Origin of the sequence: Methylophaga thalassica MP, assembly GCF_000214595.1 — a bacterium.
Taxonomy (GTDB): Bacteria; Pseudomonadota; Gammaproteobacteria; order Nitrosococcales; family Methylophagaceae; genus Methylophaga; species Methylophaga thalassica.
Map to the genome: position 1 here is coordinate 171,451 of NZ_AFIG01000003.1, position 15,347 is coordinate 186,797.

12 protein-coding genes are annotated in these 15,347 nt (G+C 43.1%); 2 read left to right on the top strand and 10 right to left on the bottom strand.

Annotated features, from left to right (window positions below; all coding sequences use genetic code 11):
* Window positions 1–61 precede the first annotated feature (61 nt).
* The 3 genes from MAMP_RS15775 to MAMP_RS12450 form a co-directional block, all read right to left on the bottom strand.
* On the bottom strand, window positions 62–1,411 hold the full coding sequence (locus MAMP_RS15775; RefSeq protein WP_007146415.1) for a YecA family protein: 1,350 nt from the start codon (window positions 1,409–1,411) through the stop codon (window positions 62–64).
* Complete coding sequence (locus MAMP_RS15780; RefSeq protein WP_007146416.1) at window positions 1,386–2,450, bottom strand: DUF4238 domain-containing protein; 1,065 nt, start codon at window positions 2,448–2,450, stop codon at window positions 1,386–1,388. Before MAMP_RS15780 ends, MAMP_RS15775 begins: the two co-directional genes overlap by 26 nt.
* A gap of 427 nt (window positions 2,451–2,877) precedes the next feature.
* On the bottom strand, window positions 2,878–6,030 hold the full coding sequence (locus tag MAMP_RS12450) for an HD domain-containing phosphohydrolase (RefSeq protein WP_007146417.1): 3,153 nt from the start codon (window positions 6,028–6,030) through the stop codon (window positions 2,878–2,880).
* A gap of 293 nt (window positions 6,031–6,323) precedes the next feature.
* On the opposite strand from MAMP_RS12450, the gene MAMP_RS12455 reads away from it, so the two are divergent.
* Together MAMP_RS12455 and MAMP_RS12460 are read left to right on the top strand one after the other, a co-directional pair.
* Window positions 6,324–7,334, top strand: a complete 1,011-nt coding sequence (locus MAMP_RS12455; RefSeq protein ID WP_007146419.1) for an HlyD family secretion protein — start codon at window positions 6,324–6,326, stop codon at window positions 7,332–7,334.
* On the top strand, window positions 7,327–8,853 hold the full coding sequence (locus tag MAMP_RS12460) for a DHA2 family efflux MFS transporter permease subunit (RefSeq protein WP_007146420.1): 1,527 nt from the start codon (window positions 7,327–7,329) through the stop codon (window positions 8,851–8,853). The genes MAMP_RS12455 and MAMP_RS12460 overlap by 8 nt, the downstream gene beginning before the upstream one ends.
* Before the next feature lie 85 nt (window positions 8,854–8,938).
* On the opposite strand, the gene MAMP_RS12465 is transcribed toward MAMP_RS12460, so the two are convergent.
* From MAMP_RS12465 to MAMP_RS12495, 7 genes are all read right to left on the bottom strand, one after another.
* The gene (locus MAMP_RS12465) at window positions 8,939–10,348 is read right to left on the bottom strand and encodes an NAD-dependent succinate-semialdehyde dehydrogenase (RefSeq protein WP_007146421.1); all 1,410 of its coding nucleotides are present in this window, start codon (window positions 10,346–10,348) and stop codon (window positions 8,939–8,941) included.
* A 51-nt stretch (window positions 10,349–10,399) separates the two neighbouring features.
* Window positions 10,400–11,488, bottom strand: coding sequence for an alkene reductase (locus MAMP_RS12470; RefSeq protein WP_007146422.1), 1,089 nt, complete (start codon window positions 11,486–11,488; stop codon window positions 10,400–10,402).
* 199 nt (window positions 11,489–11,687) lie between these two features.
* Window positions 11,688–12,917 carry an organoarsenical effux MFS transporter ArsJ gene (arsJ, locus tag MAMP_RS12475; protein WP_007146423.1) on the bottom strand — a complete coding sequence of 410 codons (1,230 nt, stop codon included), beginning with the start codon at window positions 12,915–12,917 and terminating at the stop codon, window positions 11,688–11,690.
* A 6-nt stretch (window positions 12,918–12,923) separates the two neighbouring features.
* Entirely contained in the window at window positions 12,924–13,934 is a 1,011-nt protein-coding gene (locus tag MAMP_RS12480; RefSeq protein WP_007146424.1) for an ArsJ-associated glyceraldehyde-3-phosphate dehydrogenase, read from the bottom strand.
* Window positions 13,935–13,936: 2 nt separating this feature from the next.
* The gene (locus MAMP_RS12485) at window positions 13,937–14,440 is read right to left on the bottom strand and encodes a phosphatase domain-containing protein (RefSeq protein WP_007146425.1); all 504 of its coding nucleotides are present in this window, start codon (window positions 14,438–14,440) and stop codon (window positions 13,937–13,939) included.
* A gap of 22 nt (window positions 14,441–14,462) precedes the next feature.
* Entirely contained in the window at window positions 14,463–14,810 is a 348-nt protein-coding gene (locus MAMP_RS12490) for a metalloregulator ArsR/SmtB family transcription factor (protein ID WP_040576597.1), read from the bottom strand.
* The gene (locus MAMP_RS12495) at window positions 14,810–15,202 is read right to left on the bottom strand and encodes a hypothetical protein (protein WP_007146427.1); all 393 of its coding nucleotides are present in this window, start codon (window positions 15,200–15,202) and stop codon (window positions 14,810–14,812) included. Before MAMP_RS12495 ends, MAMP_RS12490 begins: the two co-directional genes overlap by 1 nt.
* Window positions 15,203–15,347 lie beyond the last annotated feature (145 nt).

Genomic DNA, 15,347 nt, shown 5'->3' on the forward strand with positions numbered 1-15,347 from the left:
TGCGGCTGGTTTGGAGCGCAGCGGAGAACCAGTCCGACAACATGCATTTGTTAGGCTTATTTTACACCTTCAAGTTAACATAATAGATCGAACGAACTTTATCATCGTATTTTAGGCACCCTGAACGTACCAACAATCGTTGAACATTGTTGTCATGTATACCGCCATCGGGAACTAAAATCTTACAGTCACCATTCACAAACTCGGCTTCTTCATCGGTATCTATCTCGCCAAGCTTATTATTTAAACGATCTATTAAATCACTCAAATTTTCTAATTGCTTAGGGTTGCGCTCATCTGCCAATACTAGCTTATCCGCTAGTTCTAAAATCGATCTAGAGGTTGTAAAGTGATGCTGACTTTTGACGTAAAGTTCAAGCATGTGATAATCCATTGGAACTCGAACCAGCTTCCCATATATATCATTCCACGGATAGGAAGCAACGCCAGCTTGCCTGTGCTGCGCCGCTTGATATTCTAACCACCTAGACTCACTGTCGGTTACTATAACCGAACCTGTAACCTGAGCTGTAAATAGCGACATTTCATAATTTGGAGACATGCTAAACTGCATAAGTTGGCCTCCATCTCCTGGCTCTATTGGCTGGAGCATGGTCAATGGAGATGCCTCAGCATTCGCATCTAACGTATCAATAGACTGCACAGCGAGATATTCAGGCATGCCAAAATCGCTAACCAATGAACGTATTTTTACATCTCTAGGCATCATATGTATTGAGTTCAAAAAATCCTCAATTGCCAATTTTGTATAAGCTTCGAAATCTTTCCGACTTTGTACGGTTCCCCTTCGGGATGTAGCCATGTCCATCATGGCTCTCATTAAATGCAGATCGAAGTTACTCGGATCAGGAATTAGATTGATAAGACCATAACCAATATACGGTTCTAACTCCAACATAAACATAATGTCTTTTAGTGCTTGGTACTTATACTTTCCTGGGTTCTTTATTGGGCTAAACTCAGGATTAACATTATTTGGATTGATAATTGGGCTTTCGATAAGAAATTCACTAAATAGTGAAGCCATAGGTAATGCGTGAAGGCCAATAACTCGAACATCAAGAGCGCCTGTGTATAAAGCCCTGAACCGGCCGTCCGACTTTGGTAGCAATGAATAGATATCTGTTTCACGAGGCCATATGAAAGAATAGAAACTATAAATATCGGAAATTTGTTTCTCAGTAATTTCACGCCTGATATCTAGCCACGTCTTACCAGCATCAAGCCCTAAAATCCCCTTGATTGCACGGCAAAATGCTAAATTTCGTTCACGTACACTCAGCTCACTCCAACTGGTCCGCAACTCGTCCGGCAGATCTTTACAACAGTGCTTATATTTTCGGCCACTGCCACAACCACAATAATCATTTCTTCCTAATTTTTTTTTCATTGGTTTCTTTTTTCAGATTCTCATTTTGAGGGCTTGTACGGCCGAATTCATCCTGATAATAAGTACTGCCATCATCATAACCTGCGTACATTTCTCCACCGAATTTGTATAGCTCTTCAGTTGGTGGTAATAAAACATGACGTAATTCAGACCACTTGCAAGTTAGCCTGTCTTCAGGGTAAAGCCAGGTCTCTTTTCCTGCAGCAATTGCGTCTTTGGATCTAGACTTTATTATGTGATTTATTTTGGTCACTTCATCTTGGTTCAGCTTTCTTTTTGCGATGAAGTTTATTGTATTGACCATTGACTGCCGTATTCTAGTAGCGTTTGTTCGCTGTTCTAACGGGTTCGTACCATTTGGGTCTTTAGCATATTCAAGATTCGTCAAGATCAAGCATCGATTTTTATCCAAAGGGAATATGGTCTGAGACCCCTTTAAGGCGATGTCAGGATCATTGGGATAGGCACATAATTCTGAGTCTGGTGGACACTCGTAGTTAAAGATAGTTACTGGATGGTCTGACAAGATGAATTTAATGTCTGAATCTTCGGCTGACACCAACTCACGAACCCCTTCTGCCCATAGCGTGCAGTGAATAGTTCTTAAAGCCTGCATCTCAGTCATCAACTGAATTTGATTTAACTCAGGGTACTTTGTTTTAACCCAATCTAATCCTTTGGGAGTCCGTAATTTCTGTACATCTAAGTAAGTAAAGAAATCCTGAAAGTTATGGTGCCACTGAGCCTGATCATCAGTAAGAAACGCCTTAACCGCATCTGCACCATTATCATCAATCGGTCCAAACAACTTCCTTTCTATGTCATCATTGACAAAAGAGCCAAAAAAAGTCGAGTACAGGTCTTTCTCATAAAAGCACTGTGCGGCAGTAAACCAATTCTTTCCATAAACAACTTTGGTTGATCCGTCTTTTAGATGAATATCACGGCGTTTGAGATGACGCAATTGATTATCGCGCTCATCAATGAACCCGTTCTGGTACCACTGAGGCACATAATGATTATTTCTTGTTTGGCTCATCGGGTATTCAATGCACCTTTATGACGGGAGTGCAATCCTTTAAGTGTTGGTCAATAAAAACACCTAGGCTGAACGTTCGCTCAAAGCCTAACAGTGTCTTTTATGAAGCCATTGGCTTCATAATAAATATTAAAGAAGCCGCTTCATAATTCGGCTTTATATTTCCCAAGCATCTGTTTATTAATAAAAACGTGATTAATTTTTTTGGGAAATAGAGCCAAAGATATGAGTTGGGGTGGAAAAATCGAGCCACATTTTTAGTATTCATGAAACCTTCTATTTTTTCTGAACCTGATTTAACTCTGATCTATTTTTTGTTCTCTGGCAATAATTTAAATGCTACTTTTTTCAATCTTCGATTGTGTCCAATCCAATGTCAGACACTATCATTGAAACAGGGCTTTAAATAACCTTTAATTCTTAGCAACTACTTTTTCAGATACCGCGCCACATCCACTTCATCAATCTGTTCAGGTGCCAGGAAATTTTCGGCATAAACTTTGTACGTTTCGGTGGTCAAAAATAATTCGAAGACATCTGCATCGATATGTTCTTCGGCTACCATTTTCGCCATAATATCAATGGCTTCACTGACTGTTTTGGCTTTTTTATAGGGCCTGTCTGCGGCGGTGAGTGCTTCAAAAATATCGGCCAGTACCATGATGCGTTCTGGTATAGAAAGTTGGTCTCTTGTGAGTTTTCTTGGGTAACCGGTGCCATCCATTTTTTCATGATGGGTGGAGGCATAACGAGGCACACGGGCTAGTTCTTTGGGGAAAGGTAAAGCATCGAGCATACGAATAGTGCTGATAATATGTTCGTTAATTTTAAAACGGTCTTCAGCAGTTAGAGTGCCTCGTTCGACCTTGAGATTATAGAGTTCGCCCTGATTGTAGAGATATTCAGGAATCGTCATTTTGATGCCTAGATGTGGTTCGTAGCTCATTCCTTCATCACGGGAAATAATATGCTCAGGCTTGTCTGACAATAAAAACTCTTCACAAGGAAGACTTTGTTCTTCTGAGCTGAGACGTTCTTCATCAGCCGGAGACAAACCTAATCTATCACTGAAATGTCGTGTCCACGTAGTTTGTGCAATAAAGTCGAGCCGTATTTTTTTGTCTTCGCTGAGTACTTCACCACCGACATTCATTTCAGCAACAAAGGCAAAATCTTCCTTAAGCTGCCGATGGGTTTGTTCAAGCTCGGCCTGATGTTGCACTTCGTTTTCAGGCGATTGTGTCATTTTCTGCCAATAGATGATTTCAGCGTCACGCCATAAGACTTCAAAACGGGTGCGTATTTCATGAATACGGTTGTAGATGGTCTCGAGTTTGCTGCCTTTATCAACAATGTGTTCGGGTGTGGTTATTTTGCCGCAATCATGTAGCCAGGCAGCGACTTTGAATTCACGCCATTCTTCCTTAGAGTGGAAACGAAATTCACGGAAAGCCGGTGCCAGAGAGGTTTCAGCCTGCTCTGCCAACATGAAAGCTAATTCAGGAACACGTTCACAATGGCTGGCCGTGTAATGTGACTTGTCATCGATGGCTTGAGCAATTAACTGAATAAAGGAATCCATCAACCGATCCTGATTTGCTTCATGCTGACGAATGGCTGCCAACATATCTTCCATAGAATGCCCCAGCTCATCGATTTCACGAATAAAGCTATCTGGAATATCCAGTTTATCGAATTGGCGTTCACGGATTTTCTGATTTTCTTCTGCTAACTTTTTAATCGGTGCCACAATCGGTGAGGCAAATAACCAGGGTGCAGGTAATAACAGCAACAGCACACCAATCGACATCCATAGAGACCATGTCACTTTTTCTTGTGCACCGCTCAATACAGCTTTAACTGGAATCACGATCCCAAGGTAGTCTTTTCTGGCGCCATAACTGCCAAATGGCGAGACATACACATAAAAATCCTGACCGTTTAGAGTGGTTTGTTTTAACTGACGTTGATCGCTTTGTTGGCCTGCATAATCCAATAAAGGTGAGTAAGGTACGCTTAATAAACCCTGCTGTTTACTGAGAAACCATTTATGTGCTAACGCTATTTTTTGCTCATCTGACACATGAGCTATGGCTTTATTAAAAATACTTAATAAGCCCTGATTTTTATCTGAAACCAATATTTTTAATGCACCGGGGAAAGGTGTCGGCGAGAAATCAATATCATCATGGTATTGCACGTCATTATAGAAAAACCGTTCTCCCACATAATGTAGAATCTCAGCTACATCAAGGCCAGCAAAGGCTTCGCCATCACTTACTGCTTCAAACACCGCCCGGGTTGATGGGACTTTTTTAATCGTTATTTCAGGGAAAGCCTGTTTGACGACCTGAATGATTGACCAGCCCTCAGGTATAGCAACGGTTTTACCATTTAGTTGTTGAATATGGGTAATGGGCGCATTGCCACTTTTTGTCACCAATGAATAAGGTAAATTTACAAAAGGATCGGTAAAGCGACCAGAATAAAGTGACTGACCGGTATCAAATACCGACTGCAAAATATCAATCTGACCAGCTTCATACTGTGCAACCAGCTCACTCCAGGAATAGCCATTGATATAGTCAAACTTTAATCCTGTCATATCAGCGATGATGGAAAGATAATCAATGCTGTAACCTTTTGGCTGCCCAGAGCTGGAGAAATCAATGGGGGCCCAGTCTCGTTCATTCGAAACGGTTAAACGTTTCGATTCAGCAATCAGCGCTTTTTCTTCTTCTGTTAAATCAAGCGGTGTACGTGTTTCTGGAATCAAAATGGCTTCATTACTGGGCAAGTTAGAAGCTAATAACTCGCCTGTTGAACGGTATAAAAATACCTGACCATAATCACTGAGTTCATGCTGACTTAGATAATCAGACATGGAACTCAAAGCAATATCAACCGCTATCACTGCACCACTTTCAAGCTGCTTGGAATAGGTCTGGCCGGGTGCTTGAATATTATGGAATAAATACGGGTCCGTTTTTCTTATCGTTTCTTTATCGGCGTTCACGAACCAGGGTCGGATGGTAGATAAATAATTACTCGGTTCGCTACGTTTAAACCTGAGCTGAAAGTCGCTGGAATAATATTCAAACGTTCGGCTACGCTGAGCTTCGTCACCACGTATTGTCACCACCACCCAACGATCTTCAGGCTCTGCCTTGAGCTGCTTACGAACATCATCACCACTATTCAGGTTAATGACTTCATAAAAATCACCATTCGGTAAACCAACATAAATCGCATACAACATGTCGCGATTCAGCATCAGGGAGGAAAAAATGCCTCTGGCATCATTATTGACGTTATTGCCATTCACCAGGCCAGGATAACTGGCAAGAATTCGTGTGGTTTCGACTGCCTGATTATCAATCGTGTTGAGTAACTGGCTGGTTTTATCTGCCAGATTATTGAATCGTTCTGTGGCATTTTCCGTGGCCATCTGCTGCATGAAAAAATATTGCAAAAGCAAAGCCGCAGAGGCTGTGAGCACGGTAGCAATGATAAAGGTCATCACCACGGTGATGCGTATCGTCAGTTTAAACCGACGGGAGTGTTGTCTGAGTTCTGCCATTCGCAGTGTCCATATCGCTAAATGCTACATCACATCAAATTACCCGCACTTGTTGTCATGCGGGTAGGTCCAGGATTTGACTATACACCTTAAGTTATCGGTTAAAACACAGATTCATGAGAAATATGTGATGGGCGCCATATTCCCTTAGCAAAATTTATTTGCCTAAATAGGTTTTCATCCATATTTTTTGTTAAAACAAACAAGTGTTCAGGACTGGTTAAGCTCACACCATTCACTATACTAAGTCCCTGTTGACCTCATAGCAGATAGAAAAATAAAAAGGACACCGCATGAAATGGGCTAAGTTAGGCTTACTGAGTATCTGCCTTGTAGGGATTATTGTTGGACTTGGCCTGTGGTGGCAGCATCAGAAAACCTATCCTTCTACCGACGATGCCTATGTCGAAGCGAATATATTAACTGTATCCTCACAAGAGTCTGGTCGGGTGACTGAGCTTAATGCTACTGAAAATGCCTACGTTAAAGCTGGTGATGTGCTTCTTAAAATTGATGACAGTGATTTACAGAGTGCTGTTGATGAGGCCACCTCAGAGCTGGAAAAAACGATCCAAAAACACATGATGGCCGGTTCAGATGTCAGCGAAGCTATCGCCAATCTCAATGCTGTACAGGCCACATTACGTGATGCAGAACTCGAATTTGAACGTCAGCAAACCTTGTATGAACGCCGGATTATTTCTAAATCCACCTTAGATAAAACCCAAGCTAATCTCGATAAAATCAAAGCCGACAGAGACAGTGCCAGAGCAGCGTTAAATACTGCTCAGACACAGCTTGGTGGGAAAACCGATGAAGACCCGGCGGTGCGTGCTGCTCGTGCCACATTAAAACGTGCACAGATTGCACTCAGTCATGCCATCATCTATGCCCCGGCTGACGGCTGGATTGCTAACCTGACTCTGCGCCCGGGTGATGTCATTACAGCAGGTCAGTCACTATTTTCCCTTGTTGAAAAAAATGATTGGTGGGTCACTGCCAATTTTAAAGAAACCGCCCTCTCTCGCATTCAGCCAGGTCAGCCCGCCAGCATTGAAGTTGATATGTACCCTGATCTGAAATTAACCGGCAAAGTTGCCAGTTTGGGCATGGGCTCAGGCGCTATTTTTTCTTTGCTCCCTCCTGAAAATGCTACCGGAAACTGGGTGCATGTTACTCAGCGCTTTCCAGTACGGATTCATCTAGACTACCAGCCTTCGCCAGACCAACAACAACGTTTGCGAGCCGGCGCCAGTGTTACGGCCACAGTGGATACCACGAATTTAGATAAAGCCAATGACTGAGGCAGAAAAACAGCCTGTTCACTGGTTAATCGTATTTGCGGTGGTGCTCACGGCGGTACTCGAAGTGCTTGATACCACCATCGTCAATGTGGCTTTACCTCATATCAAAGCTGCATTTGGCATTACCAGCGATCAAACAGTGTGGATTGTCACCAGTTACATCGTCGCTTCCATTGCCGTCATGCCTCTGACGGGCTTGCTATCACGTAAATTTGGTCGCCGTCGTTTAATTATCACCGCTATTGTTGGCTTTGCGTTTTTCTCAGCATTGGGAGGCATGGCTCAAAACTTCGAAATGCTGGTATTTTTTCGCTTAGGCCAGGGCTTTTTTGGGGCTTTTCTGATCCCGTTATCACAGGCGATTTTGTTTACCAGCTTTCCAAGAGAAAAGCGTGGACAAGCTATGGCCATTTTTGGGTTGGGGGTCATCGTAGCACCGGTACTCGGCCCCACCATTGGTGCGATTTTAACTGAGCACTTTTCTTGGCGTGCCGTGTTTTACGTCAATATGCCAATCGCCTTTATCGCTTTGCTAATGGTGAGTGGCGAGCTGAAAAAAGAAGAGACCCAGCATGTCGATATCGACTGGGTAGGGCTGTTACTCATGGTTACCGCTATTGGTGCATTACAAATGACGCTGGATTTGGGGGAAAGTCATGACTGGTTTGATTCTCATCTGATTCAGGTGACCGCCATTATCTCTGCTGTCACCGGCTTTATTTTCTTTGTGCGTGGCATGGGGCGTAAGCTGAATATCATCGATTTTTCACTACTGAAAGATAGAAGCTTTGCCGCGGGCAATGTCGCCATCGTTGGTTTTGGTGTCTCCATGTTTGGGGCCATTGCTATTTTGCCTTTATTTGTTCAAGGACTATTGGATTATCCTGTATTGGAATCAGGCCAATTATTTATTCCACGTGGTATTGCGGCTGGTTTTTCTATGGTGGTGACCGGCTCATTTCTAGTAAACCGGTTTGATCCACGGATGTTATTAGCCATCGGTTTAATTCTCACGGGTACAGGGAATGTCATGCTGGCCAACTTAAATCTGGACGTGAGTTTTTGGCAGCTTGCTTGGCCTGGAGTTATCTCAGGGTTAGGTATGGGACTGTTTTTCGTGCCTATGTCGACACTGGCTTTCCAGAATATTTCCTCAGAAAAACAAGATGAAGCTTCTGGCATATACAGTGTGATGCGTTCGCTTGGTTCATCAGTCGGTATCGCCATTATTGGCTGGCAACTTGCTCGCAGAACCAATCTTCACTATGCCATTCTGACAGAGCAGATTACGCCTTTTAATCCAGCTGTCTCTCAGTATTTAGCACCTTTAGGCTTGTCTCCTGACACTGGGATGGGGGCCAAGGTTTTAGCGAATGAAGTCATGGCTCAAGCCTCAATGTTAGCGTTTCAGGATGCCTTTATTCTGTCGGGACTGGCCGCATTTGCCATGTTACCGATGGTGCTGTTAATTCAAAAACCAGCAAAATCAGAGGTGGGTTCGCCAGCCACTGTGCATTAACTCAAACAACATCGTGTGATAAAAAAATCCCGGACCAGCAAGCTGGTCCGGGATTCATTCCTTTCAATGTAATGCAGTCAGTGGTTTATGCAACAAATAACGATTTAGCATTCACAAATTCTTTTATACCAAAGCCACCATGCTCACGACCATAACCACTTTCTTTTACACCGCCGAAGGGCATATTGGCTTGAGGACCAGCGTAACCATTAATGTTCACCATGCCCGTATCGAGTTGTTCACGGGCAATACGAATAGCACGCTCCTCATCTTTAGAGAAAATGCCGCCACCAAGGCCATATCGGTGGTCATTAGCAAGCTCAATGGCTTCAGCTTCATCAGCGACTTTGAATAACGCAGCCACCGGGCCAAATAACTCATCGTCGTACGCCGGACTGCCAGCTTGGATGTTTTCCAATACCGTGGCTGGGTAATAGGCACCTTTTTGATCAGGTACTTCACCACCACATAAGCATGTGGCCCCTTTCATCACCGACTCCTGAACCTGCTGATGCAGCTTGTCACGCAGATCAACACGTGCCAATGGTCCCATATCATTCTGACTGTCGGTGGGATCACCGAAAGTCACCTGCTTCATCGCAGCAACATATTTATCTCTGAACTCTTCATAAACAGGCGCTTCAATAATAAACCGTTTCGCTGCAATACAGGTTTGACCACTATTCATGACACGGCCCTGAACACAGGTTTTGACCGCCAGATCGATATCGGCATCTCGCAGAACAATGTAGGCATCACTGCCACCTAGTTCTAATACATTTTTCTTCAGATGCTCGCCAGAAATTTTGGCAATCAGTCGACCGATACGAGCACTACCTGTAAACGTCACACCCCGAATATGAGGATGAGCAATCAATTCATCTGCCGTTTCACCATCAACAAATAGGCAGCTAAATACACCCTTGGGTAAACCCGCTTCTTCATAAATCTTCTGAATGGCCTCTGCTGTTTCAAAGCAGGACTCATCATGCTTAAACACTGTCGTATTACCGGCCATAATCACCGCAATGCTGTAGCGAATACATTGATAAAGCGGGAAATTCCAAGGCTGCATCCCTAAGATCACGCCTTCAGGCTGATAGGTAATAATGCCTTTCTTACCCACAGCGATGTCACGCTCTTCATCAGCCAGAGCGTCAATGCCATGCTCAGCGGTATATTCACAGATAGCAGCACACTGCTCGGCTTCGCCTTCGCCTAGTGCTAAGGGTTTACCCATTTGTTTAGCCATCATTTGAGCTAATTTAGCTTTATCACGACGGAGCAATTCAGCGATTTTTTTGATAATGCTGGCACGCTCTTCAAGTGATGCGTTTCTCCAGCGCTGAAAGGCTTTATGAGAATTATCAATTAACGCTTCTGCTTCCTGCTTGGTATGCAGATAGTAGGTTTTATACACCTCTTCTGTGGCAGGGTTATAGGTATCAATTGTTTGACGAGAAATAGCGGTTGTTTTCAATTCTGCTTGAGTCATATTTTATCCTCTTTGATAGTAAGAAAATTCGCGTTGATTGCAGATTGAAAATTAACGAGCATCCTCCAGAAATGGATAATCGGTGTAGCCTTCAGCACCACCACCATAGAAAGTATTTTGATCAGGCGTGTTCAGTGCAGCGCCGGCTTTGAGGCGTTCCACCAGATCCGGGTTAGCAATATATTGACGACCAAACGCTACCGCATCAGCACGTTGGCTTTTCACTGCATCCTGTGCCGTAAGCAGATTGTAGTCACCATTGGCAATGTAAAAACCCTGCCATTGTTGGATAAGCTGATCAACGATGTGTAGATCTTTATTGCTGACATCGATGCCTGGAAAGCGTTCAACGATGTGAACATAGGCCAGTTTGTATTGGTTAAGTTGTTTGATAAGTGCCGTGTAGGTCGTCAGCGGATCGCTATCACTAACATCATTAAAGGTACCGGTCGGAGAGAGTCGTATGCCTACCCGGCCAGCATCCATCACTTCAAGCACGGCTTCGACCACTTCATTGACCAGGCGGATACGATTTTCAACTGAACCACCGTAATTATCAGTGCGATGATTACTGCCATCACAAATGAACTGGTTTAATAAATAACCATTGGCGGAGTGAATTTCGACACCATCAAAACCGGCTTTGTCGGCATTACGTGCAGCTGTTTTGTATTCTTCAATCAGATTGTTAATGTCATCAGTTGTCATCGCACGTGGCTCTGAGACATCGACCATTTGGCCGTCTACAAAGGTTTGTGCTTCAGCACGAATCGCTGAAGGAGCAAGCGGCTTCTCACCTTCTGGCAGAACAGAGTGATAACTGATTCGGCCAACATGCCAGAGTTGCAAGAAGATTTTTCCACCTTTGTTATGCACAGCATCGGTGATTTCTTTCCATTTCACCACTTGTTCATCAGAGTAAATACCGGGGGTTCTGATATAACCTTTGCCCATTTTGCTGATCTGAGTACCTTCAGCAATGATAAGACCGGCACTGGCACGTTGTGAGTAGTATTCGATGGCAAGATCATTGGGGATATCCGTATCATCATGGGCTCTGTTTCGTGTCAGTGGGGCCATAAAAATGCCGTTTTTGAGTTCCACTGAGCCCATCTTCACAGGACTGAATAAATCATTCATATACTTCCTCCTTTGTTGTCCAGATGATCAGTTTGATAACAAAGTCATCAAATAGTTCGCTGGCTAACTATAGGAGAGAAACTGTCTTTTCTATGTGAAGAGATAAGCTTGAGCGTCTATAAAACGACATTCTAAAATAAAAGTCCTTTTTAATCCTTACCCGATGACACTTCTACATTCTGATATGCGTTCTCTGATTTTAAATACTGGCACTTGCTCGTTTATGTTTAGGTAAATACAGCGATATCACGGCTGTTATGACGATAAATAAAGCAGACATCCATAAACAAAACCCTAAACCATAAGACTGATAGAGCCAGCCTGAAAGCACGGTACCAATCAGCCTTCCCATGGCATTTGCCATGTAATAAAAGCCGACATCAAGTGATACACCATCTTCACCGGCATAACTAACAATCAGATAACTATGCAAAGCTGAATTAATCGCAAATAAAACACCAAAGATCATCAGCCCCACGATCAGTACCAGCTCTTTATGCCAGCTATAGGCCAATGCAACTGCAATCAATACTGGAATCAAACTTAAGGCGAGTGCCCAAAATAAGGCATCTTTGCCATCAGGAAGTCTATTTTTAGAGCGGGTAGTTAATCTAGGGGTAAAACCTTGTACCGCCCCGTAACCTATCACCCACAAAGCCAAAAAGCCCCCTACATACCAGTGATCCCAACCAAAACTGGTTGATAAATAAACGGGTAAGGCCACAACAAACCAGACATCCCGTGAGCCAAACAAAAACATTCTGGCGGCAGAAAGCACGTTAACTGACTGGCTTTTAGAAAAAACATGACTAAATTTAGGCTTATTTTTTGCTCTTCCAAGCTCTTGTTTAAGAGAGAACAGACTAAATATCCAAACCATCATTAATCCAAGAGCCATCACTAAGACCGCCCCTTTAAACCCACTCAGCGTAAGCAGCCCGCCTCCGAGAAAAAAGCCCACCCCTTTTAATGCATTTTTTGACCCAGTTAACGCGGCAACCCATTTATAGAGCTGACCATTTTCCTCTTTTGGCACCAGTAACTTGATGGCACTTTTGGCACTCATTTTATTTAAGTCTTTGGCAACACCGGATAAGGCCTGCGCCGCCATGACCCAAATAACAGTTAACCATTCGCTCGGCACAAGTAGCATAGATAAGGCAACAACTTGCAGCAGCAGCCCGATATTCATCGTTTTATTCAGGCCAATATGCGCGCCGAGCCAGCCTCCAACGAGATTAGTGATCACCCCAAAAATCTCGTAGAACAAGAAGAGCATGGCGATCTGCAACGGGCTGTAACCCAAACTATAAAAATGCAATACCACTAACATGCGTAATGCACCGTCAGTTAAAGTAAAAGCCCAATAGTTTGTGGTGATAATAAGATACTGGCGAATCTCGTCAGATAGCTTAGCCAAGGCTGTCATTGATGATTACTCCGAATCCTGGCGACCAACCAAACGCACTAACTCAGCAGTACGGTTAGCATAGCCCCACTCATTGTCATACCAAGCGTAAATCTTGACTTGCGTGTTATTGACGACCATGGTGGATAAGGCATCAACTATACTTGAACGCGGGTCACCTTTATAATCTATCGATACCAAAGGGCGCTGTTCAAAACCTAAAATACCGTTCAACCCTCCATCAGCCGCTTCTTTTAATAAACGGTTTACTTCATCAGCTGTTGTTGCACGCTCAACCTCAAACACGCAGTCTGTCAGCGAGGCATTGGTTAGCGGCACCCGAACAGCATGCCCATTAAGACGCCCTTTTAACTCAGGAAAAATTTCAGTAATTGCCGTTGCTGAACCTGTTGTTGTTGGAATCAAGCTAGTGCCACATGACCGTGCGCGACGTAAGTCCTTATGCGGTGCATCAATAATCGTCTGGGTATTGGTAATGTTATGGATGGTCGTTATCGAGCCATGTTTAATACCTAACTTATCGTGAATAACTTTAACCACAGGCGCAAGAGAGTTTGTTGTGCAGGAAGCGGCTGTCACAATTTGATGTTGGTTTTTGTCATAACAATCATCATTGACGCCCATCACAACATTTAAGACTCCCTCTTCCTTCACAGGCGCCGTCACAACGACACGTTTTACGCCTTGTTTCAAATAATCTTGAAGGATGGCCTTGCTTTTCATTTTGCCACTGGCTTCAATCACAACATCACAGGATGACCAGTCAGTATCAGCGATAGTTTTATTCTGACTGCAGATGATGTGTTTACCATTGATGTGAATGACATTATCATCAGACATCGCCTCATGCTGCCAAGTACCTTGAACTGAGTCGAAATTGAGTAAGTGAGCCAATGTATCTGCATTTCCAGCAGGATCATTAATCTGAACAAATTCAATATCATCCCAATCAAACGCAGCCCGTAACGCTAAGCGACCGATTCGACCGAACCCATTAATACCTACTTTGATTGTCATGTTTAGTCCTTAATTGCGTAGTATGTTTCTAAGAAATTCAGATGTGTCGTTACTGTTAAAGCACGAGGTCTTACAGACTGGACAAGCTCCTTAACCTCTTTCCATTCCACGCCCATCTCAAGTAAAAGTATGGCAGCGATCAATCCTGTTCTACCTGAGCCACCACGACAATGAATAGCAATGGTCGATGCATTCTTTAACAGCTTAAGTAGCTCAGTTTTGACCTGAGACAGTCTCGTTAAGAAAAGTGCATCTGGAGACATATCATCTTCGATGGGTAACTGAAACCAGTGCATCCCCTTCTTCTGGATCAGCATTCCCAGGTCAGACACACCTAAATCCGCAAGCTCGTGATCGGGTAAGGCTGTTATGACAGATGTTGCTCCCGCATGATGTAAAACGTCTAAAGCCTGTTCTATGTCAGTCTCTTTTGTGCCAGGACATGGCGTAAAAATAAATTGCCCGCCGGTTGGCAGGGGAAGAAAAGTAATAGGATGTGTATTCATGATTTAAAGACGTTCTTAAAAGTTATCCGCAGCAATTTTTTTGATTATCTGGACGATCAGACATTTGTTGTAATCGTTGCACGTCCTCATCGATAAGTTGCTGATTATGTATTTGGGTGGTTGAAATGACAGATACCATCCAGAGAGGAAGGTCAGTACTGATACGATAAAAGACCCACTGTCCCTGACGTCTATCCTGTATAAGTCCGCAATTTCTGAGTTGAGCTAAATGTCTTGAGATTTTAGGTTGGATTTCATTTAACGCCTCAGTCAACTCACAAACACACAGCTCATCTTGTTTGTAAATTAATAAAATGCAACGTAAACGAGTTTCATCGGAGAGACATTTATAAAAATCTATTGGGCTCATTACTCTATTCCAGGTTTGGACTTAACTAAGGTAAATAAATGAATACGGTTACTCAGCTCTCTTATGACAGAAATCCAAGAAGCCATATTTTGTGGAAGAGATATAATATCTAGATGCCAGCACAGTTGCTTGGAGCTGCCATCGTTCTGAGGACAACTCTCAGATTGTTTATCACATAACTGGATTGAGAAATCGTATTGTTCGGTGAGACTCATAGGTGTTGTTTGATGAGGTATTAGCTTTGAGTAAGCTATTGCCTCTGACACCTCAGTATCTAATGTGATGTCATGACAATATCCTCGGAAGTCATTTCCGCCTGCTTTATTCAACAATAAAGTAGCCAGATAAGCATAAACAGGATTTTCTTGGCATTGGAAACAAATTTTTTGCATTTCTATTCAGTTTCGCTGGTCGATTAAATATATGATATTTGATATATATTTCATTAATATTACACATAAAATAAAACTATAAAACCGCATAAATATAATGATTTCTGTAGTATAACATTAAGAGCAAACTAATATATGAAATTTC

Coding starts and splice junctions, on each gene's coding strand:
- MAMP_RS12465 (WP_007146421.1), bottom strand. CDS start 10,348: ATGACTCAAGCAGAATTGAAAACAACCGCTATTTCTCGTCAAACAATT.
- MAMP_RS12490 (WP_040576597.1), bottom strand. CDS start 14,810: ATGAGCCCAATAGATTTTTATAAATGTCTCTCCGATGAAACTCGTTTA.
- MAMP_RS12480 (WP_007146424.1), bottom strand. CDS start 13,934: ATGACAATCAAAGTAGGTATTAATGGGTTCGGTCGAATCGGTCGCTTA.
- MAMP_RS12460 (WP_007146420.1), top strand. CDS start 7,327: ATGACTGAGGCAGAAAAACAGCCTGTTCACTGGTTAATCGTATTTGCG.
- MAMP_RS12495 (WP_007146427.1), bottom strand. CDS start 15,202: ATGCAAAAAATTTGTTTCCAATGCCAAGAAAATCCTGTTTATGCTTAT.
- MAMP_RS12485 (WP_007146425.1), bottom strand. CDS start 14,440: ATGAATACACATCCTATTACTTTTCTTCCCCTGCCAACCGGCGGGCAA.
- MAMP_RS15780 (WP_007146416.1), bottom strand. CDS start 2,450: ATGAGCCAAACAAGAAATAATCATTATGTGCCTCAGTGGTACCAGAAC.
- MAMP_RS12470 (WP_007146422.1), bottom strand. CDS start 11,488: ATGAATGATTTATTCAGTCCTGTGAAGATGGGCTCAGTGGAACTCAAA.
- MAMP_RS12455 (WP_007146419.1), top strand. CDS start 6,324: ATGAAATGGGCTAAGTTAGGCTTACTGAGTATCTGCCTTGTAGGGATT.
- MAMP_RS12450 (WP_007146417.1), bottom strand. CDS start 6,030: ATGGCAGAACTCAGACAACACTCCCGTCGGTTTAAACTGACGATACGC.
- MAMP_RS15775 (WP_007146415.1), bottom strand. CDS start 1,411: ATGAAAAAAAAATTAGGAAGAAATGATTATTGTGGTTGTGGCAGTGGC.
- arsJ (WP_007146423.1), bottom strand. CDS start 12,917: ATGACAGCCTTGGCTAAGCTATCTGACGAGATTCGCCAGTATCTTATT.